The following is an 18,119-nucleotide window of genomic DNA, read 5'->3' on the forward strand; positions in this document are numbered from 1 at the left end:
TTATTTACTAGACATTTATTATTTTTGACAAGAATAGTATTTAATAATTGTTATCATGGGACTGAAAAGAAGTTGAGTCTCCAATTCTCTTTGAATACAACAGACCATATTCATGGAGAAATATGGAAAAAATTATCATATGTAAAAATAATCAGAAAATGAAGTAGTCCCGAGCGGAGTCGAACCGCTATCTTTGGGTCCAGGGCCCAAAAGGATTGCCACTACCCCACGGGACTATACAATTATCTTTTAGTTATCATCCTATATAAATTGAATTATAAAAAAAGTTAATAGAAAACTTAATCAAGTTTTCTGATTTTTTCAAATGCCTTTTCGATTTCAGCATCCTGATTCATTTCCTCACATGCTTCCTTCACGCGCTGCAAGTCCGCATGTGTTTCAGGATATCTTGGAACAGCACTGCATCCGCCATCATCGATTTTGGATATGTCAAAGGTTCCGATGTCCTTTGCAATTGCAGTGATTTCCTCCTTGTCAAGCCCGATTAAAGGTGACAATATCGGCATTTCCACACCGCATCTTGTTGCAAGAATGTTTGACAAAGTCTGTGAAGCGACCTGTCCAACGCTGCTTCCGTCAACTATTGCATCGGCACCCAATTTACGGGCAAGTTTTTCCGCAACATGATACATTCCGGACTTGCACAAAACGCAGGTCATCTTTTCAGGAGCCTTGTCCTTTGCAGCCTGCAGATACTCACCGTAGTCCACTACGCGCTTTTTGATTGGTGTTCCCTGAGCGTAAATGTTGAGCTGGTCGACAAGCAGTGAAAAGTTCTCCAATGCCTTTGGAGTGGTGAACGGATCGTTATTGCAGTTGAGTGCAATTACCTCACATCCCCTTTTCATCATGAGATATGCTGCAACCGGTGAGTCTATACCGCTTGAAAGCAACACTACAACTTTGCCCTGTGTTCCCAATGGAAGTCCTCCTGGACCCCTTATTTTTTCATGGAAAATGAAAGTGTCGTTTTCCCTCACCTCAACAAATATTGTCAAATCAGGGTTTGTCAAGTCAACCGGTGCCAATACGACATTCCTCACGACCCCTCCACAATGAGCAGCCATTTCCTGTGAGGTGAAATCATGCTTTCCCACACGGCGGCACTTGATTGCGAACTTAGTGTTCTCATCAATCAAATCCTCTTTGATTAAGTCCCCAACATACTCAGTGAGTGTCTTGTCGATGTCATCATATGTTGTCTGGGTTGATGTTGCCGGAGAGTATGACACAACTCCGAACACCCTGTTCAGCTTTTCTATTCCTTCATCGAAATCCTTTGGATGAAGGTATATTCTTCCCTGGTTTCTTTCCACATCGCATTCAAAAGTAGCTTTAATATTTTTAACTAGCTTTCTTTCAAAACGTGACCTTATTTTAGGACTTTTAATTCCTATTTCGCCATATCTGGCAATTATCAAATCATAATTCATTTAAACAACTCTCAATTTTTTAGTACACGCTGAAAAAAATAGCAATCCCTTCTATACTAGTTTTTAAATATAACAGCAAGTATAATTTTTTAAAATCAATATTAATAAACATTTTTATAAAAAAAGTGAAAAGGATAAATAAATTACCCTTAAATTAAATCTACTGCAGTCTGGATGGCTTCATCCATCTTGTCAGTGTTTTTACCTGCACCTTGCGCTAAGGTCAGACGGCCACCACCGCCACCGCCAAGCACTCCTGCTGCGGTCTTGATGATCTCGTTGATTTTAACGCCATTGTCGATTGCATTCTGTGAAGCTGCACCGACAATCTTACCGTCGCTGTTTCCCATGATGACGACATCGGCCTTGCCGTTGTCGGTAAAGTCTGTAGCCATCTTTTGAAGCTCCTTGAAGTCAGCCTCAATCAATTGGTGAACGACTTTCAATCCGTTGATTTCATCATATTCATCCGCAAGTGAGTTCATTTTCAAACTGGCAATTTCTGATTTCAAACGGTCAATTTCGTTTTTCTGTGATTTCCATTCACTGAAGAATCTGTCACAGGTTTTCGGTAACTGATCGTTTTCAACCTTGAAGATTCCTGAACTTTCACGTAATAATTCTGAATCATGCTGCATTGAATCGATTGCGGCAAGACCTGCTGAGAAGTCAATCCTTTCAACACCGTCCTGAACCCTTTCGGTCTTGTTGATTTTGATAGGTCCGACAACACCGGTTCTTAGGACGTGTGTACCTGCACATGCCTGAACGTCAACGCCAGGGATTTTAACGACACGAATCATTTTGCCCGGAACGATACCACCTTGGTACAATACGAATCCGTATAGCTCCTGTGCCTCGTCACGTGTGTGGAACTTGATGTCGAGCTCAATGTTCTGCATAACATATTCATTAGCCAGTTTCTCGATTTCATTGAGTTCCTCTTGTGTGATACGCTTATAATGTGAAACGTCTATACGTGCACGAGTGAGCTCGTTTTGTGATCCTGCCTGCCAGATGTGCTGACCGAGCACTTTTCTTGCAGCTGCAATGACCAGGTGTGTTCCTGTGTGGTGGCGTGCAAGGGTTATTCTTCTGTCCCAATCGATTTTACCAGTGACTTTTTTGCCAACAACATCTCCTGAGATGTCTCCATCCACATGATGCAATACAACATTGTTGACCTTTTCAGCATATGGTATTTTAAAGACATTTCCGTCAATGGTAACCTCACCTATATCGGAAGGTTGACCTCCTCCTTCAGGGTAGAATGTGGTTTTGTCAAAGATTAAAGATTGCTTGCCGTCCTTTTCGACTAATCCTAAAACTTCAGCTTCAAATTCTTGTTGGTAGAAATCTTTATAGAACAGTAAGTCTGTTTCAGGGAAGTCTACTTTAAATGAGGACTTCTTGTTTGATGTGTCCTTTTCGTGTGCTCCTGCAACCTGTGTGAAGAAATTATCCGGCACGTTAACGGTAAAGTCATCTCCAGCCATTTCAACAACGGTTTCAGGAGGCATACCGTGAGCGTCATACAGGTCAATCAGCATGTCAAGAGGCATTTCTGATTTTCCTTCTTTTTTAAGTCTTTTGATTGCTCTTTTAACAATGCTTTTACCTTTCTTGACTGTTGCAGCATACCTTTCCTCTTCAAGAGTGATGATGTTCATGATGTGCTCTTCTGAGTCACGGATTTCAGGATAGAACTTGGATAGGAAATCCAATTGTATCGCCATGACATCCGCAAGGGATTCCTTCATGTCCAATTCCTTCATGAACCTTATTGTTCTTCTTAAAACCAGCCTTGCAAGGTATCCTTCCTTAACGTTGGATGGAATGATGCCATCTGCAATCATGAAAGCAAGACATCTGGTATGGTCTGCGATAATGTATATTGCCTCCATAGGTTCAGCCGCCTTCAAGTACTCTTCTAAGGATAAACCTAAACTGTCAGCCACTTGCTGCCTGAGTTCCTTCAAGTCACCAATGTCCTCGATATCCATCATACCTGCAATTTGAGCGTTCCTTCCTTGGATATCCTCATTGATTTCAACGCCGGTCAATTCTTTTAGCTTGTCAACAACAGGTGCGAAACATGCGTCATATGCTGTTGGAGTGCCCTGTGAAATCCATGCTATTCTTTCAAGTCCGTAACCGGTGTCCACTACCTTGATTGGAATTTCCTTCTTGTCACCGTTTTCAAGGGTTTCATATTGGATGAAAACAAGTGTTGCAAGTTCCACTCCACGGCAGCACACTTCGTAACATGGTCCTTCGTTACCTCCACCGCTCCACCATGATTTGATGAAGGTGATCTCTTCAGTGTTGATACCAATATGTTCAAAGAATTTGTGACATAGCTCAATGGTTCTGTCTTCCCAGTAGATGAAGTCATCTTCCTTGTTGATAACAGTGTGAGTACCCATAGTGAAACAGGTCATGTGACGACCGGTTCTTCCTACATTGTCAACGTCGTTGAGTCTGATTGAAGGCTGTGCCATTTCAATAGGGTTTGCAGGTGGCTTTACAAGTCCTGAAGTAATCCATGGCTGGAAACAGAAAATGGATGCACCTACTAAAAATACGTCATCCCTCCATCTTTTAGCCAAAACGGGATATCTTGGGACATGTGTGTGTCCTTCGCTTTCTAAAAATTCTCTAAAGACCTTTTGGATTTCATATAAGTTGTACGGCTTATCGGTTGCAGGGTTTGCGATAAACTCATACTCGTCACACGGAGCGTCCCCGCAGGTGTCTCTAGTTACCTGTGAGTAGAACTCCTGGCCGCAAGTCTTACAAGTTTGTTTTTTATAACCAAGTTCATCAAAAATTTCTACCATATAAATCAGTTTAAAATGTTTATTAGTATATACTATATTTTTAATTAAATAAATAAATTTTTGAAAATGGCAATGTTTTGAGTGATTTTAAAAAAAGAAAAGATAGTCAAAAAGGAGCAAGTACTCCTTTTGACAGTTTATTTGATTTTAATTTTAAAGGTAATTGTCTTAAAGGCGGATGCCTTGTAGTTTGCATTACCTTTTGTCTTGATTTTCATTTTAACTTTGTATGTTCCTTTTTTAAGTCCTTTTTTGATTGTGACTTTTCCGGTCTTTTTGTTTATGGTGATTTTCTTGTTGCCTTTGACCTTTTTATAGGTTAAGGTTCCTTGACCCTTTTTGGTGAACTTGACCACTTTAGTCACTTTAAGTTTCTGCGCTTTCTTTTTAAGTTTGGAAAACTTGACTGTGACTGTTTTTGCCTTGACTTTCAAAGGATTTGCGGCCTTGTTAACAGTGACCTTAACGACCTTAGATGAATTTACATAAAAGTCATTGCTGTTAAATGTTATCTTAGCATCATATGATTTGGCGGCCAATGATTTTGTGGATATCCTGATTTGGCCGTTATTATCAGTGGTGTATGCTTTAACGCCGCCCAAATCAACAGTCACTTCCTCACCACTTAACGGATTGCCGTAAACATCAGTTAATGTGATAACCAGATAATTGTTGACATTATATGTTGAGGTTACAGGATTAGCGACAAATTGTGCTTCCATCTTATTGATAGTTATAGTTGCATTGTTGACAGTTACATTAATAGCTCCCACAAATGATGCATTGACTTCAAATTCGCCGCAATTGCCAAATGTATGTAACGCCCACCATGTTCCATTGCCTGCATAAGTTGCAGCAACAGGATCTGCGTTTGGAACTAAAAATAGCAATTTACCATCCCAAAAAATTTTTTCTGGAATGTTGGATTTTGCTGTAATATTTACGGTTTTGTTATCGGTTGTGACTGAAGATACATTTACATAATACTTAATGTCAGGTATTGTTATTGTTATTGTCCTGTTGATCTCTTCAAATCCTTCATATTCAGTATTGAAAATTGCATAATAAGACCCTACCGGTAAATCAACAGCCCATTCTTCACCACTTAAACAACTGTACTCGCCAACCTGACTATTATTGTTTTTAAAATATATTCCTATTGAAATAATTCCATCAGCTACTCGAATGCCGCTGTTTGTTTTTAGGTTGAATTTTAATTTCTCGCCAGAGCCATAAACTGTTGTAAAATTACCAACATTTAATGTAGGCGGACGAATTTCAGTATTGACGTTATGTCCACTATCTGATTTAAAAATACAGGTATCCGCAACTGTATCTCCACCATTGCTAAAAATAGCCCAACCGCGAGAAGCAGAGTTCTTGACAAAATTACAAATTGTCACACTGCCGGCTGCACCGAAGTAAACCGCACCACCACAACTATTAAAACCGGTTGCCTGGTTATCAGTAAAATTACAACATGTCACACTACCCGCTGCAGCGAAGTAAACCGCACCACCACAACTATTAGAGCCATTAGCCTGGTTATCGGTAAAATTACAACATGTCACACTACCCGCTGCAGCGAAGTAAACCGCACCACCACAACTATTAAAACCGGTTGCCTGGTTATCGGTAAAATTACAACATGTCACACTACCCGCTGCAGCGAAGTAAACCGCACCCCCATCACCATTATAAGCAGTGCTGTTTGCAAAATTACAATTTGTCACAGTACCATTTCGATAGAAGTAAACTGCACCGCCATAACTATAAGAGCTGAATGCATTGTTATCGGTGAAATTACAATTTGTCACAGCGGCAGATCCTCTATTATTTTCATCATAAAAGTAGATTGCACCGCCACTACCCCCGGTTGCGGTGTTGTTAATGAAATTACAATTTGCCACACTGCCGGTTTGACGGAAGCCAAGTGCACCACCGTACCCTGCTTTGTTATCAGTGAAATTACAATTTGTCACAGCAGTCCCTTCACTATCAAGATTATAGAAATAGATTGCACCGCCGTCTCCATCTGCAGTGTTGTTAACAAAATTACAATTTGTCACATTACCGCTTCGATAGAAGTAAACAGCACCATCCTTATTGGAAGCATTATTGCTAGTGAAATTACAATTTGCTACAATAGAAGGTCCCTTATTAGCATAATCATAAAAATAGATTGCACCACCTTCACTGGCAGAGTTTTCATCAAAATTACAATTTGTCACAATGCCCGTTCCACTGAAGAAAAGTGCACCACCCTCCTCATAAGCAGTGTTACCTGCAAAATTACAATTTGTCACATTAGACCCTTTACTCATATCATCAAAGTTGATTGCACCACCGTATCGACCTGCAGTGTTGTCAACAAAATTACAATTTGTCACATTAGAAGCTAGACGGAAGAAAACTGCACCACCCTCCCTGGAAGCAGTGTTGTTAGTGAAATTACAATTTGTCACACTACCAGTTCGATCGAAGTGAATTGCTCCTCCATAGCCATCAAAGTTAGCATTTTTAATGCATAGATTTTTAATTGTTACATCGGAAGCAACTACATTGAATGCCTGGATATTTGATCCTGCCATGTCAATGACTGCACCATTACCATCAATCACACCCGAATCCGTAATTTCAATGGTGTCCCCATCATTATTATAAGTGTAAGTGCCTTCAGTTAATGTAATATTTCCGCCGGAGCCGATTTGATACCTTAAATCAGAGTAAGTGTATTGGCCAGCAGTCAATATTTCCGAACCGGTTTCGGAGCTTATAGTTTCATCATTTGTGGACAATTCCATCTGTCCCGTGTCTTCATTTGCCATCACCGTTTCATTCACATCACTTGCGCTTGCGGCCGCAATTGCGAATAGAAAAATAGTGAGCATTATTAGGATTATGCTTTTTTTGTACTTCATATTAGCGGTCTCCTGTTTTTGTGATAAATATTGTTTTATTCTAAACAAAAATGTTGAACGTTGCTTTTCTGTTTAAAATATTCACTTAATTAAAAATCTATAAAACTAAATTTATATATCTGTCTATTCAATTAGATATGTTTAAATAGGATATATAAAATTTACAGGATCATACACTTATTTTATTTAAAAAAAATCTTAAAATCAGAAAAAATAGCTATTACATTAAAAAAAGAACAAAATAAATCAAAAAAAAAGAAATAAAAAAAGAAAGTGATAGATTTAAAAAATCTATCCGAAGAGAGCACCTAATCCAGCTGCTGCTGCTTCTTCTGAAGCTTCTTCTTCTTCCTCTTCTTCTTCCTCTTCTTCTTCAACAGCTTCAGCTGCTGCAGGAGCTGCTGCAGGTGCTGCTGCTGCCATAGCAGTAGTTTCCATAGCTTCATCGATGTCAACATCTTCTAAAGCTGCGATTAAAGCTTTGATTCTAGCATCGTCAGCTTCAATTCCTGCTGCTTCAATAATACTTTTAACATTTTCTTCGTTAATATCTTTTTCTGCACTGTGCAAAATCATTGCCGCATATATATATTCCATGTTATCACCATTAATTTATTTCAAAGTGTTAGTTTTTTATAATAATAAAAATTTTAAATTAATTTAACCAAACAGAGCTCCTAACCCAGCTGCTGCTGTTTCTTCACTATCTTCTTCCTCTTCCTCTTCTTCCTCTTCTTCAACAACTTCCTCTTCAACTGCTGGAGCTGCTGCTACAGCAACACTGGAAAGTTTTTCAGCTAATTCGTCGTCAATAGCACCAGGTGCGTCTGCAACTTCGGATGCTAATGCTAACATTTTAGCTTGTGCTAAACCAATAATTGGTTCTGATGTTTCAGAAGTCATAATTGCTGCTTCTACACCGACATTAATTGCTCTGGTGTATGCAAGAGTAATAATAGTGGAAATAGTTTCGTCAGTAGGGATAGCTGCGTTCACAGATAAGTTGAATGCACTTCTAAATGCATTTTGTACGTCAGCTAATGTTTGTTCTTCATCGATTGCAAGTACATCAGAAGTATAAACTGATCCTTCTTCGTATACTGCTTTTAAGTCCATTCCTACTTCCATTGGATTGATATCCATTCTTGATAAGGTTGCTGCAACTTGTTTAGATACTTCTTCACCAGCTGCTACTACGACTGTTTCTTTTTGTACGCAGATTTTTCCTTTATCAATTTTTGCAGGAATACCTACTTGTTGTAATTCTCCTAAAAATGGACCTGGTTCAAATCCGGTGTCCCCTTCAGGTACAATAATATCTTCTTCAGCAATAGCACCTGGTTTTGCAGGAGCTGCGGTTTTGCTGTCTTCTAATATTTTGTACAATTTGAAAGGATTCATTTCGGTTGCGATAAGTGCAACTTGACCATCCATATGTTCGGATAAATCAACAATGTTGGTTTTATCAGCATTACAATCTTCGAAAGCTAAATCGATAAGGTTTTTCTTGGACATTCTGATTACAGCTTTTCCTTTGAGAGATTTTCTCATTTCTTGGAGCTGTTTTGCAGGAATGTTCATTAAGTCGACGATTCCGATAACATCGTATTCGTCAATGATACCTTTTAGCTCTTTAACTTCTTCCTTTTTCCATTCAGCAACATGAGCCATTAGATCACCCTCACTACTGGTCCCATAGTTGTTTTAATAAACATGGACTTGATTTGACTTCTTCCTTTTTCTAAATTGCGGTCTAAGACTGTAAGAACAGTTTCCACATTTTCAGCTATATCCTCGTCTGACATGTCTTGGCTTCCAACAACAATTTGAATAGAAGGTTGTTGTTTTACACCAACTTTGACAGTACTTTGTAATCTTTCTAAAAGAGGATCTAATTTGATACTTGCAGGCACTGGTTTTGGCATTTTTCCACGTGGACCAAGAACTGGACCAAGGAATCTACCAACGAGTGGCATCATATCAGCTTGAGCTACTAAGAAATCAACAGAGTTAGCCATTTTTTTAGCGGATTTTCTGTCTTTTCCGAACTCTTCTAAATCCTGTTTGTTGATTACAGTGTCAAGACCAGCATCTTTAGCTTGAACAATGAGTTCCCCATCAGCTATGACTCCGATTTTAACCTCTTTGCCACGGCCGTTAGGAAGAGTAACTTCCTCATTAAACCTGTTTTCTGGTTTTTTGACATCTAAGTCACGGATATTAATAATAATATCTACGGACTCAGTGAAGTTTCTCGGCTTAGATTGTTCTTTTGCCTCCTTCACCGCGTTAATTACATCTTGTGTCATTATTCAACCCCCATGAACATTTAAATGTTCACTGGACTTTTTTTGGTTTCATGAGTATCGATTACAAGAAAAAAATTCTTCAACGATTGCATGAATTAAAAACAGTATATCAATTATAATATAATTATAACATCATATACACTGTCGCTATTAACTTAATTTAAATTTTAATTACAATATCTATTCGTTTAAGATATCGTCATATACTCCAGCATCAACGTCTTTTTGTGCTTCTCTTGGGTCTTTACCGTCAACGGATAATCCCATACTTACACAGGTTCCCATGACTTCTTTGACACCTGCTTTGTAATCGTTAGCGAGTAATGAATCGAATTTCATTCTAGCGATCTTTAAAGCGGTTTCAAAAGGTACGTCATTGATAATGTCTAAACCTGGTTCATGAGAAGCTTTGTCGATGCCTAATTCTTCCATGATAAGTGCAGTAGTTGGCGGAGTACCGATTTCAATTTCGAAATCTTTAGTATCTCTGTCTACGCTAATGATAACAGGCACTTTCATTCCTGCAAAGTCAGCGCTTTTTTTATTAATTTCTTCTACTACTTGCATCATGTTAATACCGAGAGGTCCTAAAGCAGGGCCTAATGGTGGTCCAGGAGTAGCGGTTCCACCTTCGATAAGAACTTCGACTGTATCTTTAGCCATCAGTCAGCCTCCTTTTGAATTATTCTAATTTGATCAGCTTTAACAGTAACCGGAATCGGTACTGCAGCTTCTATTAACTCAAGAACGACTTCTTCACGTGATTCATCAATACGAACCACTTTTGCTCTTTCTCCTTTGAAAGGACCAGAAATAAGTTCCACAATACTTCCTTTTTGAATAGAGGAAATAATAGGTTCTGGCTTTAAGAATCTTTTAACTTCTTCAAAGGTAATACCAACACTACCTTCTACAACACCTCTTAAGTGCTGTACTTTTAAATCAGGATTCCTAAGATCTATTTTGGTTGAAGATTCAACTAAAATATATCCCTTTAAAGACTCAGGAACAAGAATTGAAGAAATACCTACGCCATCAATGGTTCTAGCCTTACGAGCTAAAAGCCTAGCTACATTTCTTTCTTGACCTGCTGAGGTTTTAAGAGCATATATGGTACTGTTAGTATCTTCCATGAAAAATTCTCCTATTTTAAAGTTTTTTTCTAGTTAATAAAATCATACATTAAGTTAAAAATATTATAGAAGCCAATCTTTTCAAGAAATAAAATTCCTAAAAAATAAGATTTCTATAATAGTAATATTTATGGTAAATAATAGTATTTAAAAGTTTTCAAAAAAATGAATTTTTTTAGAAAAAAGTATTACAAAAAATTTTATTATAATTTTGGATCAAAAAAATAAATTTATTGGTATTAGATACCAATTAAAGAACCTAAACAAACAAGGATGTAACCAACACCGCCGATGATTACAACACCGATTGCGGATATTTTAGCTAATTCACGGTATTCCTTACCGTCAGGTTTTCTTGATACTTTTAATACTCTTTTACTGTCTTTTATAAATTTATCGAAACTTTCTTGTACATTCATTTAAATAACCCAAAATAAAATTAAATTATAATAAAATAATAGTAATAAAATAATTTTTAATTTAAACATTAATAAATGTTTGCATTAGACAAAAAAAATTAAAAGATAGAATTAGAAAATTCCATCAATGAAATCATCTAATTCATCGCTAGCAGGTTGGGAATCTGCAGTTTCATCAATTTCTTCAACATTAGCTGAATTTGATGAATCATAATTAGCTTCAATGCCTGAAACAACCACAGTGGTTCTAACAGTATTTTGGAGACTTTCATCAATTTGAGTACCCCAAATAATGTTTGCTTCAGGATCCAATTTGTCAGCAACGACTTGAACGATTTTTTCAGCTTCATGTAAGGTTAAGTCAGAACTACCAGATATGTTGACCAATGCTCCTTTAGCATTTGAAATGTCAATATCTAATAATGGGCTGCTTAATGCTTCATGTACTGATTCTAAAGCTCTGTCGCCAGTGTCAGATTCACCCATACCAATCATAGCCATTCCAGAACCACTCATGATACTTCTGATATCAGCAAAGTCTAAACTTACAAGACCTTTCTTGGTGATTAGTTCAGTTATTCCTTTAACTGCTCTTCCTAAAATTTCATCAGAAACCATGAATGCTTTGTTTAATGGTAAGTTTGGTGCGACTTCTAATAATTTATCATTTGGTATAATAATAACGGTATCAGCGGAATCTTGGAGTTTTTCTAAACCTTGTTCTGCATTTTCTCTTCTTTTAATTCCTTCAGCAGAAAATGGCATAGTAGCAACAGCAACGGTTAATGCTCCTAATTTTTTAGCGATTTTAGCAATAATTGGAGCTGAACCTGTACCGGTTCCACCACCAAGACCACAGGTAACGAATACCATGTCTGATCCTTCTAATTCATCTCTGATTTCATCTTCACTTTCTTCAGCACATTCCTCACCGACAGATGGGTCTCCACCTGCACCTAATCCTTTAGAGGTTTGTCTACCTAAAAGAACTTTTTTAGCGGATTGGCTGTAAAATAAATCTTGAGCATCAGTATTTACTGCGATTGTTGTTGCGCCTTCGATACCCATTTCATTCAATCTTGAAATGGTGTTGTTTCCTGCTCCACCAGCACCAACAACAAATATATTAGTTTTAACACCTTTCATAATCTCTGTAAGCTCGTCATCTATGTCAGAGGAGAGCTTTTTTGGTGTATTCTCTTCCATTCTTTGTTCAGATTCTTTGATTGCGTCATCTATAAATTTCACAAATTAACCCCACTTACTCTGCTAATTATAAAATATTGTTAAATATTTCTATTGTAACTAATATTTAAATGCAACTAATTATATTATATTTTTAAAAAATATATTTGACAAAATAATTTTAATCCCTAGGCATTGCGATAATCTCATGGAATTCCAAATTAAAGAGGTCTTTTGCATTGACCGGTGTCAATATGACTGCAGTGTCAACACCATGGCCTCTGCCTCCAATGGCAATGATTTCCTCGCCTACCGGAATCAAACCTGCATCTGTTGCCATTATTGAAATCTCCGCAGCGACTTTAACCCCATGGGAAAACATTCTTAAGGTGTCTGCAACAACATCCAATGGAGAATATCCTCCGTATTTGTTGGTAACTCCTCTTGCAGCTCCGCTGAAAGCATGGCTTCCGTGATAGGTCTTAATGCCAACTCTTTCCAACTCTTGAATCATATCATCTGAAATGTCTGACTCGTTAGGGGCGCTGAAGCCCATGTGATGAGTTACATTGATTATTTCGATGTCTCCATCAAGTGCATTGTAGAGTTGCAATGCGGATTTTCCAGTAGATGAAGCGATTAAAATTCTTTTTATTTGTGGAGAGTTTTCTAATCTATCTTTAACAGCCAAAATCAATTCATCAGTGTAATCATTACCTTCATTATCGAAATATGTAATAAATTTCCTTGCCATAAAATCATCCCCAATAGATAAGTATAAAAAATCTATTATGTTAATATTATTATATTGATTAATTTTAATAAAGATTTTTATGAAAACCAGTGAAGTAAAAAATATTAAGCATGTCATCAATGGTGATTATATTGTAATTCCAATTGAAACAGGTTACATCAAACCGAATGAGGATTTGAATTGCATAATTGAACCTGCAAAGCAGATAATGGAAGATGGGGATTACCTTGTCATTGCAGAAACTCCAATTTCTGTTTCACAGGGAAGGCTTATTGATGAGGCGGAATACACTCCCTCATTGACTGCGAAGTTCCTCACAACCGTCTGGAGCAAGTACCTTTGGGGATATGTTTTGGGACCGGCATTGAAAATCAAAAAAAGAACCATCAAAAACTTAAGAAAGTTGCCTGAGGAGACAAAGGCACATAAGGAAGTGGTTCTTCAGCTATACGGTTTGAAGCATGCATTGAAACCTGCTTCCGAAGCTGGAATTGACTTGAGCAATGCCCCTGGAACCTGCGTATCACTGCTTCCTGAAAATCCCGAGAAGGTTGCATGCGACCTCAAGGACGAAATAGGCAAAGACGTTTGCGTGATGATTATCGATACCGATGCGACTTATATGAAGAACGGAAAGTATTTCACTGGTCTTCCGATAGCTATTGAGGGCATCGATGCGGACAACGGATTTTTTGGATATTTGAAGGGACAGCTGTCAGAGAACATGGGATCAACCCCATTGGGCTGCAGTGAAAAAATCGATGTTGAAACCGGACTGAAGATTGCCAACATTGCCGAAGATTATCAGAAGTCACTTTCAACAGAGATGAAAACAATACATAGTGTCAAGGCAGTTTTAGGCTCTGAAATTGATGAAGTGACAATTGAAGACCTTGATTCAATTACCCATACTCCAGCAGTAATTATTAGAAAAATCTAAGCAGATACAATAATCTGATAATCATTAAAAATAAAAATATGAGTGATTGAAAGGAAATTGGCTTTAAATTTATAAAAACGATGATTTTAACACTATTATTAATAATTGAAAGAAAGTTTTATATTTAAGATTTTACATAAAAATTAAGTGCTTATAACTTAGAATTTATAAGAATTTTTTTAATAATTAAATAACGGATTTGAGTATTGTGAGAGTAGATAGCATTGCAAAATACAGAAATTACTTATTGCCCTTAGCAGATGCAATATCTATTGTTTTAGGATATTACCTTGCATCCGTACTTATCACCGATTCATTTTTAATGGAACATACAAGCGCTGTAACCAGACATGAGATTCTGATAAGTATCGTGTTAGCCATAATTGTTTTTCAAATTGTATTCAGACTGTCCAAGAGATATTCAAACATTATCCGTTATGAGAACAATCAAGATTATATATTATATGTTGTGCTGGCCGTAATATCCTCCCTGATAGTTTCCCTAATAGAGGAAATCATTTTAAACATGGTCAATCCTTCAGTCAAACTCAATCTGGGAATAGGCATTCTTATTGGATGTATAATGGTCGCATACCGTTTGATAATAAAATATGTATTGTTATATGATGTCGTTAACAAGGGAATCAACTACACTGACAAAAATCAGAAGAAACTGTTGATTATAGGCGGAGGATATTCCGCTAATGACATTATTAAAACCTTAAATCATTCATTGAAAGGAAAATATGAGATTGTGGGAATTATCGATGACAATAGAAAACGTATGGGCTATTCTGTTGCAGGAGTTAAAATCATCGGAGACAGGAATGACATCATACAAATCTGTGAGAATGAAAACATCGATGAAATATTTTTCACAATTGTAAACATTGACAACAAGAACAAAAAGGAAATTCTTGAATTATGCAATAAGACTAACGCCAAAATCAAGGTTCTTCCTAGCCTGAAGGAGCTAATCACACAGGATAACTTATTCCATAGCTTAAGGGATGTTGAAATCGAGGATTTGCTTGGAAGGGATCCTATCGAACTTGACAACCACAACATCAAAAGCCTAATAAACGGGAAAGTCGTTTTGGTTACAGGAGCCGGAGGATCAATCGGTTCTGAACTGTGCAGGCAAATCATGCTTCACAATCCAAAGCAGATTGTCATTTTGGACAATTACGAAAACAGCCTGTATGACATTGAGCTTGAACTGAAGACAACCCATCCCAACAATGATATCCGTGCGGTTGTTGCAAACATCAGGGAAAGCGAAAGGCTGGATGCAATATTCGATAAGTACTCACCAGAGATAGTTTTCCATGCAGCGGCTCACAAGCATGTTCCATTGATGGAGAACAATCCAACAGAAGCAATTAAGAACAATGTGTTCGGAACATACAATCTGGTCAACTGCGCAGACAAGTATAAAGTCAAAAGGTTCATACTGATTTCAACAGACAAGGCTGTGAACCCAACCAATATCATGGGCGCAAGTAAAAGATTGTGTGAAATGGTTATCCAGGCAAAGGATAAGGAAAGTGAAACCGAGTACGTTGCAGTGCGTTTCGGAAATGTGCTTGGAAGTAACGGTTCCGTTGTGCCATTGTTCAAAAGGCAGATTGCACACGGAGGACCTGTAACAGTAACCCATAAGGAAATCACAAGATTCTTCATGACAATACCGGAAGCTGTCGCACTCGTGCTTCAGGCAATCACCTATGCTGAAGGTGGAGAGATTTTCGTATTGGATATGGGCGAACCTGTTAAGATCTATGATTTGGCAAAAAGCCTCATCGAACTATCCGGATACACACTTGGAGAGGATATGGACATTGAGATTACCGGAATGAGACCTGGTGAGAAATTATATGAAGAGTTATTGATGAATGAGGAAAATCTCCAAGAAACCAGTCACGATAAAATATTTATTACAGAATCCATGAACTTTACAATGGATATGATTGAAAACAAGTTAGACATGTTTAGAGAAATCCTGAAAGACGAGCATGTCACCAGGGACCAGATTAAGGACACCATGAAAAAATGTGTTCCAACCTATAAGGAACCTGAAGAAGTTAACGGAGAATAATATTATGAATATTCCATTTTCACCACCAGACATAAGCGAACAAGAAATCGAAGAAGTAGTAGCAGCTTTAAAATCAGGTTGGATTACAACCGGCCCCAAAACAAAGGAATTCGAAAGCAAAATCACTGAATACTGTGGCAGTGACAGGACTGTTTGTTTAAGTTCAGCCACAAGCGCTTTGGAAATGACATTGCGAGTGTTGGGCATCGGTGAAGGTGACGAGGTAATTGTGCCTGCATATACATACACAGCATCATGCAGCGTGATTTGCCATGTTGGAGCAACACCCGTAATGGTTGACAGCCAAACCGACAGGCAGGAAATGGACTATTCAAAATTAAGCGATGCAATCACTGATAAGACAAAAGCAATAATTCCAGTGGACATTGCAGGAATATTATGTGATTACGATAAGATTTATAAAATAATCGAGTCCAAAAAGGACCTGTTCAAACCAAGCAATGAGTTGCAGGAAGCATTCGGCAGAATAATCATTGTAGCTGATTCCGCTCACGGTTTTGGAGCCGTGAAAAATGGTCAAAAGTCAGGAAGCCTTGCTGATTTCAGTTGTTTCTCATTCCATGCTGTGAAAAACCTTACCACAGCGGAAGGTGGAGCGGTTACATGGAAAGGCCATGAAAACGTTGACAGCGAAAAGCTCTACAAGAAGTATCAAATCTACTCCCTTCACGGACAGACCAAGGACGCACTTGAAAAGACCCAAAAGGGATCATGGGAGTATGACATATTGATTCCTGCATACAAGTGCAACATGACAGATATCCAGGCGGGAATCGGCCTTGGACAATTGTCAAGATATGACTCAATGCTTGCAAGAAGACATGAGATTATCAGAAGATATGATGAAGGGTTTAAGGACAGCAAGGTCATCACACCTGTTCATTTCACTGAAGACTCCGCCTCATCAGGACACCTGTACCTGGCAAGACTAGATGGTCTCAGTCTGGAGGATAGAAATGAAGTCATCATTAAGATGGAAGAGGCTGGAATCAGTACAAATGTCCATTACAAGCCATTGCCTTTACTGACCGCTTATAAGAATTTAGGATTTGACATTGCAGATTATCCTAACGCATACCACCTATTCGAAAATGAGATAAGTCTGCCTATATATTCCACACTGACCGATGAGGAAGTGGATTATATAATCAAGAACCTATTGGAAATCTTAAAAGAATATTAACTCTATCATTTAGTTGGAATTTTTAATTTCAACTAGAATTTTCTATTTTTTATGATTTTTTTACTACCGTCTATAATTGGCATCATTCATAGTTTTAGGCCTATTTGAACACTTAAAAATAGTTAGTTATTTATAATATCAAATAAAGAACTAATAATAATATTATTTATTTTTATATAATATAAGTTAGGGGAAATCGAATGTTAAATAATCCATTGGTCAAAAAATCATTATCACAAATTGTTGAAAAAGAACATGAAGAAAACCTTAAAAAAAGATATAAAGAATATTACGGTGGAGAAACCCCCGAAGGAATTGACAATCTTATAAGAGCTTTGGAACTACCCCCAGAAGACGTTCAACTGATTGCTGAAGACATTAAAAAGACAGTTGAAGAAACAATCGTCCCAATAATCAATGCATTGGATGAAGGAATTGAAACCGATGAGGAAATAGCAAACAAAACTGGAATAAAGCTCAATATTGTCAGAAAAATATTATATAAACTTTATGATTTAAAAATTGCAAATTACAAAAGAAGCAAAGACCCTGAAACCCAATGGTTCACATATTCCTGGAAATTCGACAAGGCAGAGTTAATCAACCAAATAAACAAGGAATGCCAGGATGAACTGGACACCTTCAAAGGACAATTGGAAAACGAGGAAAACAACATGTTCTTCGTCTGTCCTGAAGGCCACGTAAGATACAATTTCGATGAAGCTTCCGATGAGGAGTTCCTATGCGTTTGCGGTGAGGAATTGCAATTCCAAGACAATGCAGACATAATCAATCAGCTCAAGGAAAACATAAAACTGATTGAAAATGATTTGGACTCATTTAACAAAAGCATTGAATAGAT

General features: G+C 37.6%; 15 protein-coding genes and 1 tRNA gene. 4 read left to right on the forward strand and 12 right to left on the reverse strand.

Annotated features, from left to right (window positions below; translation table 11 throughout):
* Positions 1-164 precede the first annotated feature (164 nt).
* From E7Z78_RS01765 to E7Z78_RS01820, 12 genes are all read right to left on the reverse strand, one after another.
* A tRNA-Gln gene (locus E7Z78_RS01765) sits at positions 165-236 on the reverse strand.
* 63 nt (positions 237-299) lie between these two features.
* On the reverse strand, positions 300-1,454 hold the full coding sequence (thiI, locus tag E7Z78_RS01770; RefSeq protein WP_303723458.1) for a tRNA uracil 4-sulfurtransferase ThiI: 1,155 nt from the start codon (positions 1,452-1,454) through the stop codon (positions 300-302).
* A gap of 149 nt (positions 1,455-1,603) precedes the next feature.
* On the reverse strand, positions 1,604-4,294 hold the full coding sequence (alaS, locus tag E7Z78_RS01775) for an alanine--tRNA ligase (RefSeq protein WP_303723459.1): 2,691 nt from the start codon (positions 4,292-4,294) through the stop codon (positions 1,604-1,606).
* Positions 4,295-4,431: 137 nt separating this feature from the next.
* Positions 4,432-7,215, reverse strand: coding sequence for a right-handed parallel beta-helix repeat-containing protein (locus E7Z78_RS01780; protein ID WP_303723460.1), 2,784 nt, complete (start codon positions 7,213-7,215; stop codon positions 4,432-4,434).
* Between the two features lie 291 nt (positions 7,216-7,506).
* Positions 7,507-7,812 carry a 50S ribosomal protein P1 gene (gene rpl12p / locus E7Z78_RS01785; RefSeq protein ID WP_303723461.1) on the reverse strand — a complete coding sequence of 102 codons (306 nt, stop codon included), beginning with the start codon at positions 7,810-7,812 and terminating at the stop codon, positions 7,507-7,509.
* A gap of 63 nt (positions 7,813-7,875) precedes the next feature.
* The gene (locus E7Z78_RS01790; protein ID WP_303723462.1) at positions 7,876-8,886 is read right to left on the reverse strand and encodes a 50S ribosomal protein L10; all 1,011 of its coding nucleotides are present in this window, start codon (positions 8,884-8,886) and stop codon (positions 7,876-7,878) included.
* Positions 8,886-9,524, reverse strand: coding sequence for a 50S ribosomal protein L1 (locus E7Z78_RS01795; protein WP_303723463.1), 639 nt, complete (start codon positions 9,522-9,524; stop codon positions 8,886-8,888). The genes E7Z78_RS01790 and E7Z78_RS01795 overlap by 1 nt, the downstream gene beginning before the upstream one ends.
* A gap of 180 nt (positions 9,525-9,704) precedes the next feature.
* Positions 9,705-10,187, reverse strand: a complete 483-nt coding sequence (locus tag E7Z78_RS01800) for a 50S ribosomal protein L11 (protein WP_303723464.1) — start codon at positions 10,185-10,187, stop codon at positions 9,705-9,707.
* Positions 10,187-10,657, reverse strand: a complete 471-nt coding sequence (locus E7Z78_RS01805) for a transcription elongation factor Spt5 (protein ID WP_303723465.1) — start codon at positions 10,655-10,657, stop codon at positions 10,187-10,189. The genes E7Z78_RS01800 and E7Z78_RS01805 overlap by 1 nt, the downstream gene beginning before the upstream one ends.
* Positions 10,658-10,896: 239 nt before the next feature.
* Positions 10,897-11,076: a protein translocase SEC61 complex subunit gamma gene (locus E7Z78_RS01810; RefSeq protein WP_303723466.1), complete on the reverse strand. Its 180-nt coding sequence runs from the start codon at positions 11,074-11,076 to the stop codon at positions 10,897-10,899.
* A 111-nt stretch (positions 11,077-11,187) separates the two neighbouring features.
* The gene (gene ftsZ, locus E7Z78_RS01815; protein ID WP_303723467.1) at positions 11,188-12,324 is read right to left on the reverse strand and encodes a cell division protein FtsZ; all 1,137 of its coding nucleotides are present in this window, start codon (positions 12,322-12,324) and stop codon (positions 11,188-11,190) included.
* A gap of 118 nt (positions 12,325-12,442) precedes the next feature.
* On the reverse strand, positions 12,443-13,015 hold the full coding sequence (locus E7Z78_RS01820) for a pyruvate kinase alpha/beta domain-containing protein (RefSeq protein ID WP_303723468.1): 573 nt from the start codon (positions 13,013-13,015) through the stop codon (positions 12,443-12,445).
* Positions 13,016-13,094: 79 nt separating this feature from the next.
* Between E7Z78_RS01820 and E7Z78_RS01825 the strand changes: the two genes are divergently transcribed.
* The 4 genes from E7Z78_RS01825 (at position 13,095) to tfe (ending at position 18,117) form a co-directional block, all read left to right on the forward strand.
* A complete protein-coding gene (locus tag E7Z78_RS01825) occupies positions 13,095-13,955 on the forward strand; it encodes a coenzyme F420-0:L-glutamate ligase (protein ID WP_303723469.1) in 861 nt (286 codons plus the stop codon).
* 208 nt (positions 13,956-14,163) lie between these two features.
* Positions 14,164-16,053: a nucleoside-diphosphate sugar epimerase/dehydratase gene (locus E7Z78_RS01830; RefSeq protein WP_303723470.1), complete on the forward strand. Its 1,890-nt coding sequence runs from the start codon at positions 14,164-14,166 to the stop codon at positions 16,051-16,053.
* 4 nt (positions 16,054-16,057) lie between these two features.
* On the forward strand, positions 16,058-17,257 hold the full coding sequence (locus E7Z78_RS01835; RefSeq protein ID WP_303723471.1) for a DegT/DnrJ/EryC1/StrS aminotransferase family protein: 1,200 nt from the start codon (positions 16,058-16,060) through the stop codon (positions 17,255-17,257).
* Positions 17,258-17,634: 377 nt separating this feature from the next.
* Positions 17,635-18,117, forward strand: a complete 483-nt coding sequence (gene tfe, locus E7Z78_RS01840) for a transcription factor E (protein ID WP_394354853.1) — start codon at positions 17,635-17,637, stop codon at positions 18,115-18,117.
* The last annotated feature ends 2 nt before the right edge of the window (positions 18,118-18,119 follow it).

The organism is Methanobrevibacter thaueri (assembly GCF_015062915.1).
Lineage (GTDB): Archaea > Methanobacteriota > Methanobacteria > Methanobacteriales > Methanobacteriaceae > Methanocatella > Methanocatella thaueri_B.

What these genes read in the sequence shown, in the direction of transcription:
- thiI (WP_303723458.1), bottom strand. Translation starts at nt 1,454, where the DNA reads ATGAATTATGATTTGATAATTGCCAGATATGGCGAAATAGGAATTAAA.
- alaS (WP_303723459.1), bottom strand. Translation starts at nt 4,294, where the DNA reads ATGGTAGAAATTTTTGATGAACTTGGTTATAAAAAACAAACTTGTAAG.
- E7Z78_RS01780 (WP_303723460.1), bottom strand. Translation starts at nt 7,215, where the DNA reads ATGAAGTACAAAAAAAGCATAATCCTAATAATGCTCACTATTTTTCTA.
- rpl12p (WP_303723461.1), bottom strand. Translation starts at nt 7,812, where the DNA reads ATGGAATATATATATGCGGCAATGATTTTGCACAGTGCAGAAAAAGAT.
- E7Z78_RS01790 (WP_303723462.1), bottom strand. Translation starts at nt 8,886, where the DNA reads ATGGCTCATGTTGCTGAATGGAAAAAGGAAGAAGTTAAAGAGCTAAAA.
- E7Z78_RS01795 (WP_303723463.1), bottom strand. Translation starts at nt 9,524, where the DNA reads ATGACACAAGATGTAATTAACGCGGTGAAGGAGGCAAAAGAACAATCT.
- E7Z78_RS01800 (WP_303723464.1), bottom strand. Translation starts at nt 10,187, where the DNA reads ATGGCTAAAGATACAGTCGAAGTTCTTATCGAAGGTGGAACCGCTACT.
- E7Z78_RS01805 (WP_303723465.1), bottom strand. Translation starts at nt 10,657, where the DNA reads ATGGAAGATACTAACAGTACCATATATGCTCTTAAAACCTCAGCAGGT.
- E7Z78_RS01810 (WP_303723466.1), bottom strand. Translation starts at nt 11,076, where the DNA reads ATGAATGTACAAGAAAGTTTCGATAAATTTATAAAAGACAGTAAAAGA.
- E7Z78_RS01820 (WP_303723468.1), bottom strand. Translation starts at nt 13,015, where the DNA reads ATGGCAAGGAAATTTATTACATATTTCGATAATGAAGGTAATGATTAC.
- E7Z78_RS01825 (WP_303723469.1), top strand. Translation starts at nt 13,095, where the DNA reads ATGAAAACCAGTGAAGTAAAAAATATTAAGCATGTCATCAATGGTGAT.
- E7Z78_RS01835 (WP_303723471.1), top strand. Translation starts at nt 16,058, where the DNA reads ATGAATATTCCATTTTCACCACCAGACATAAGCGAACAAGAAATCGAA.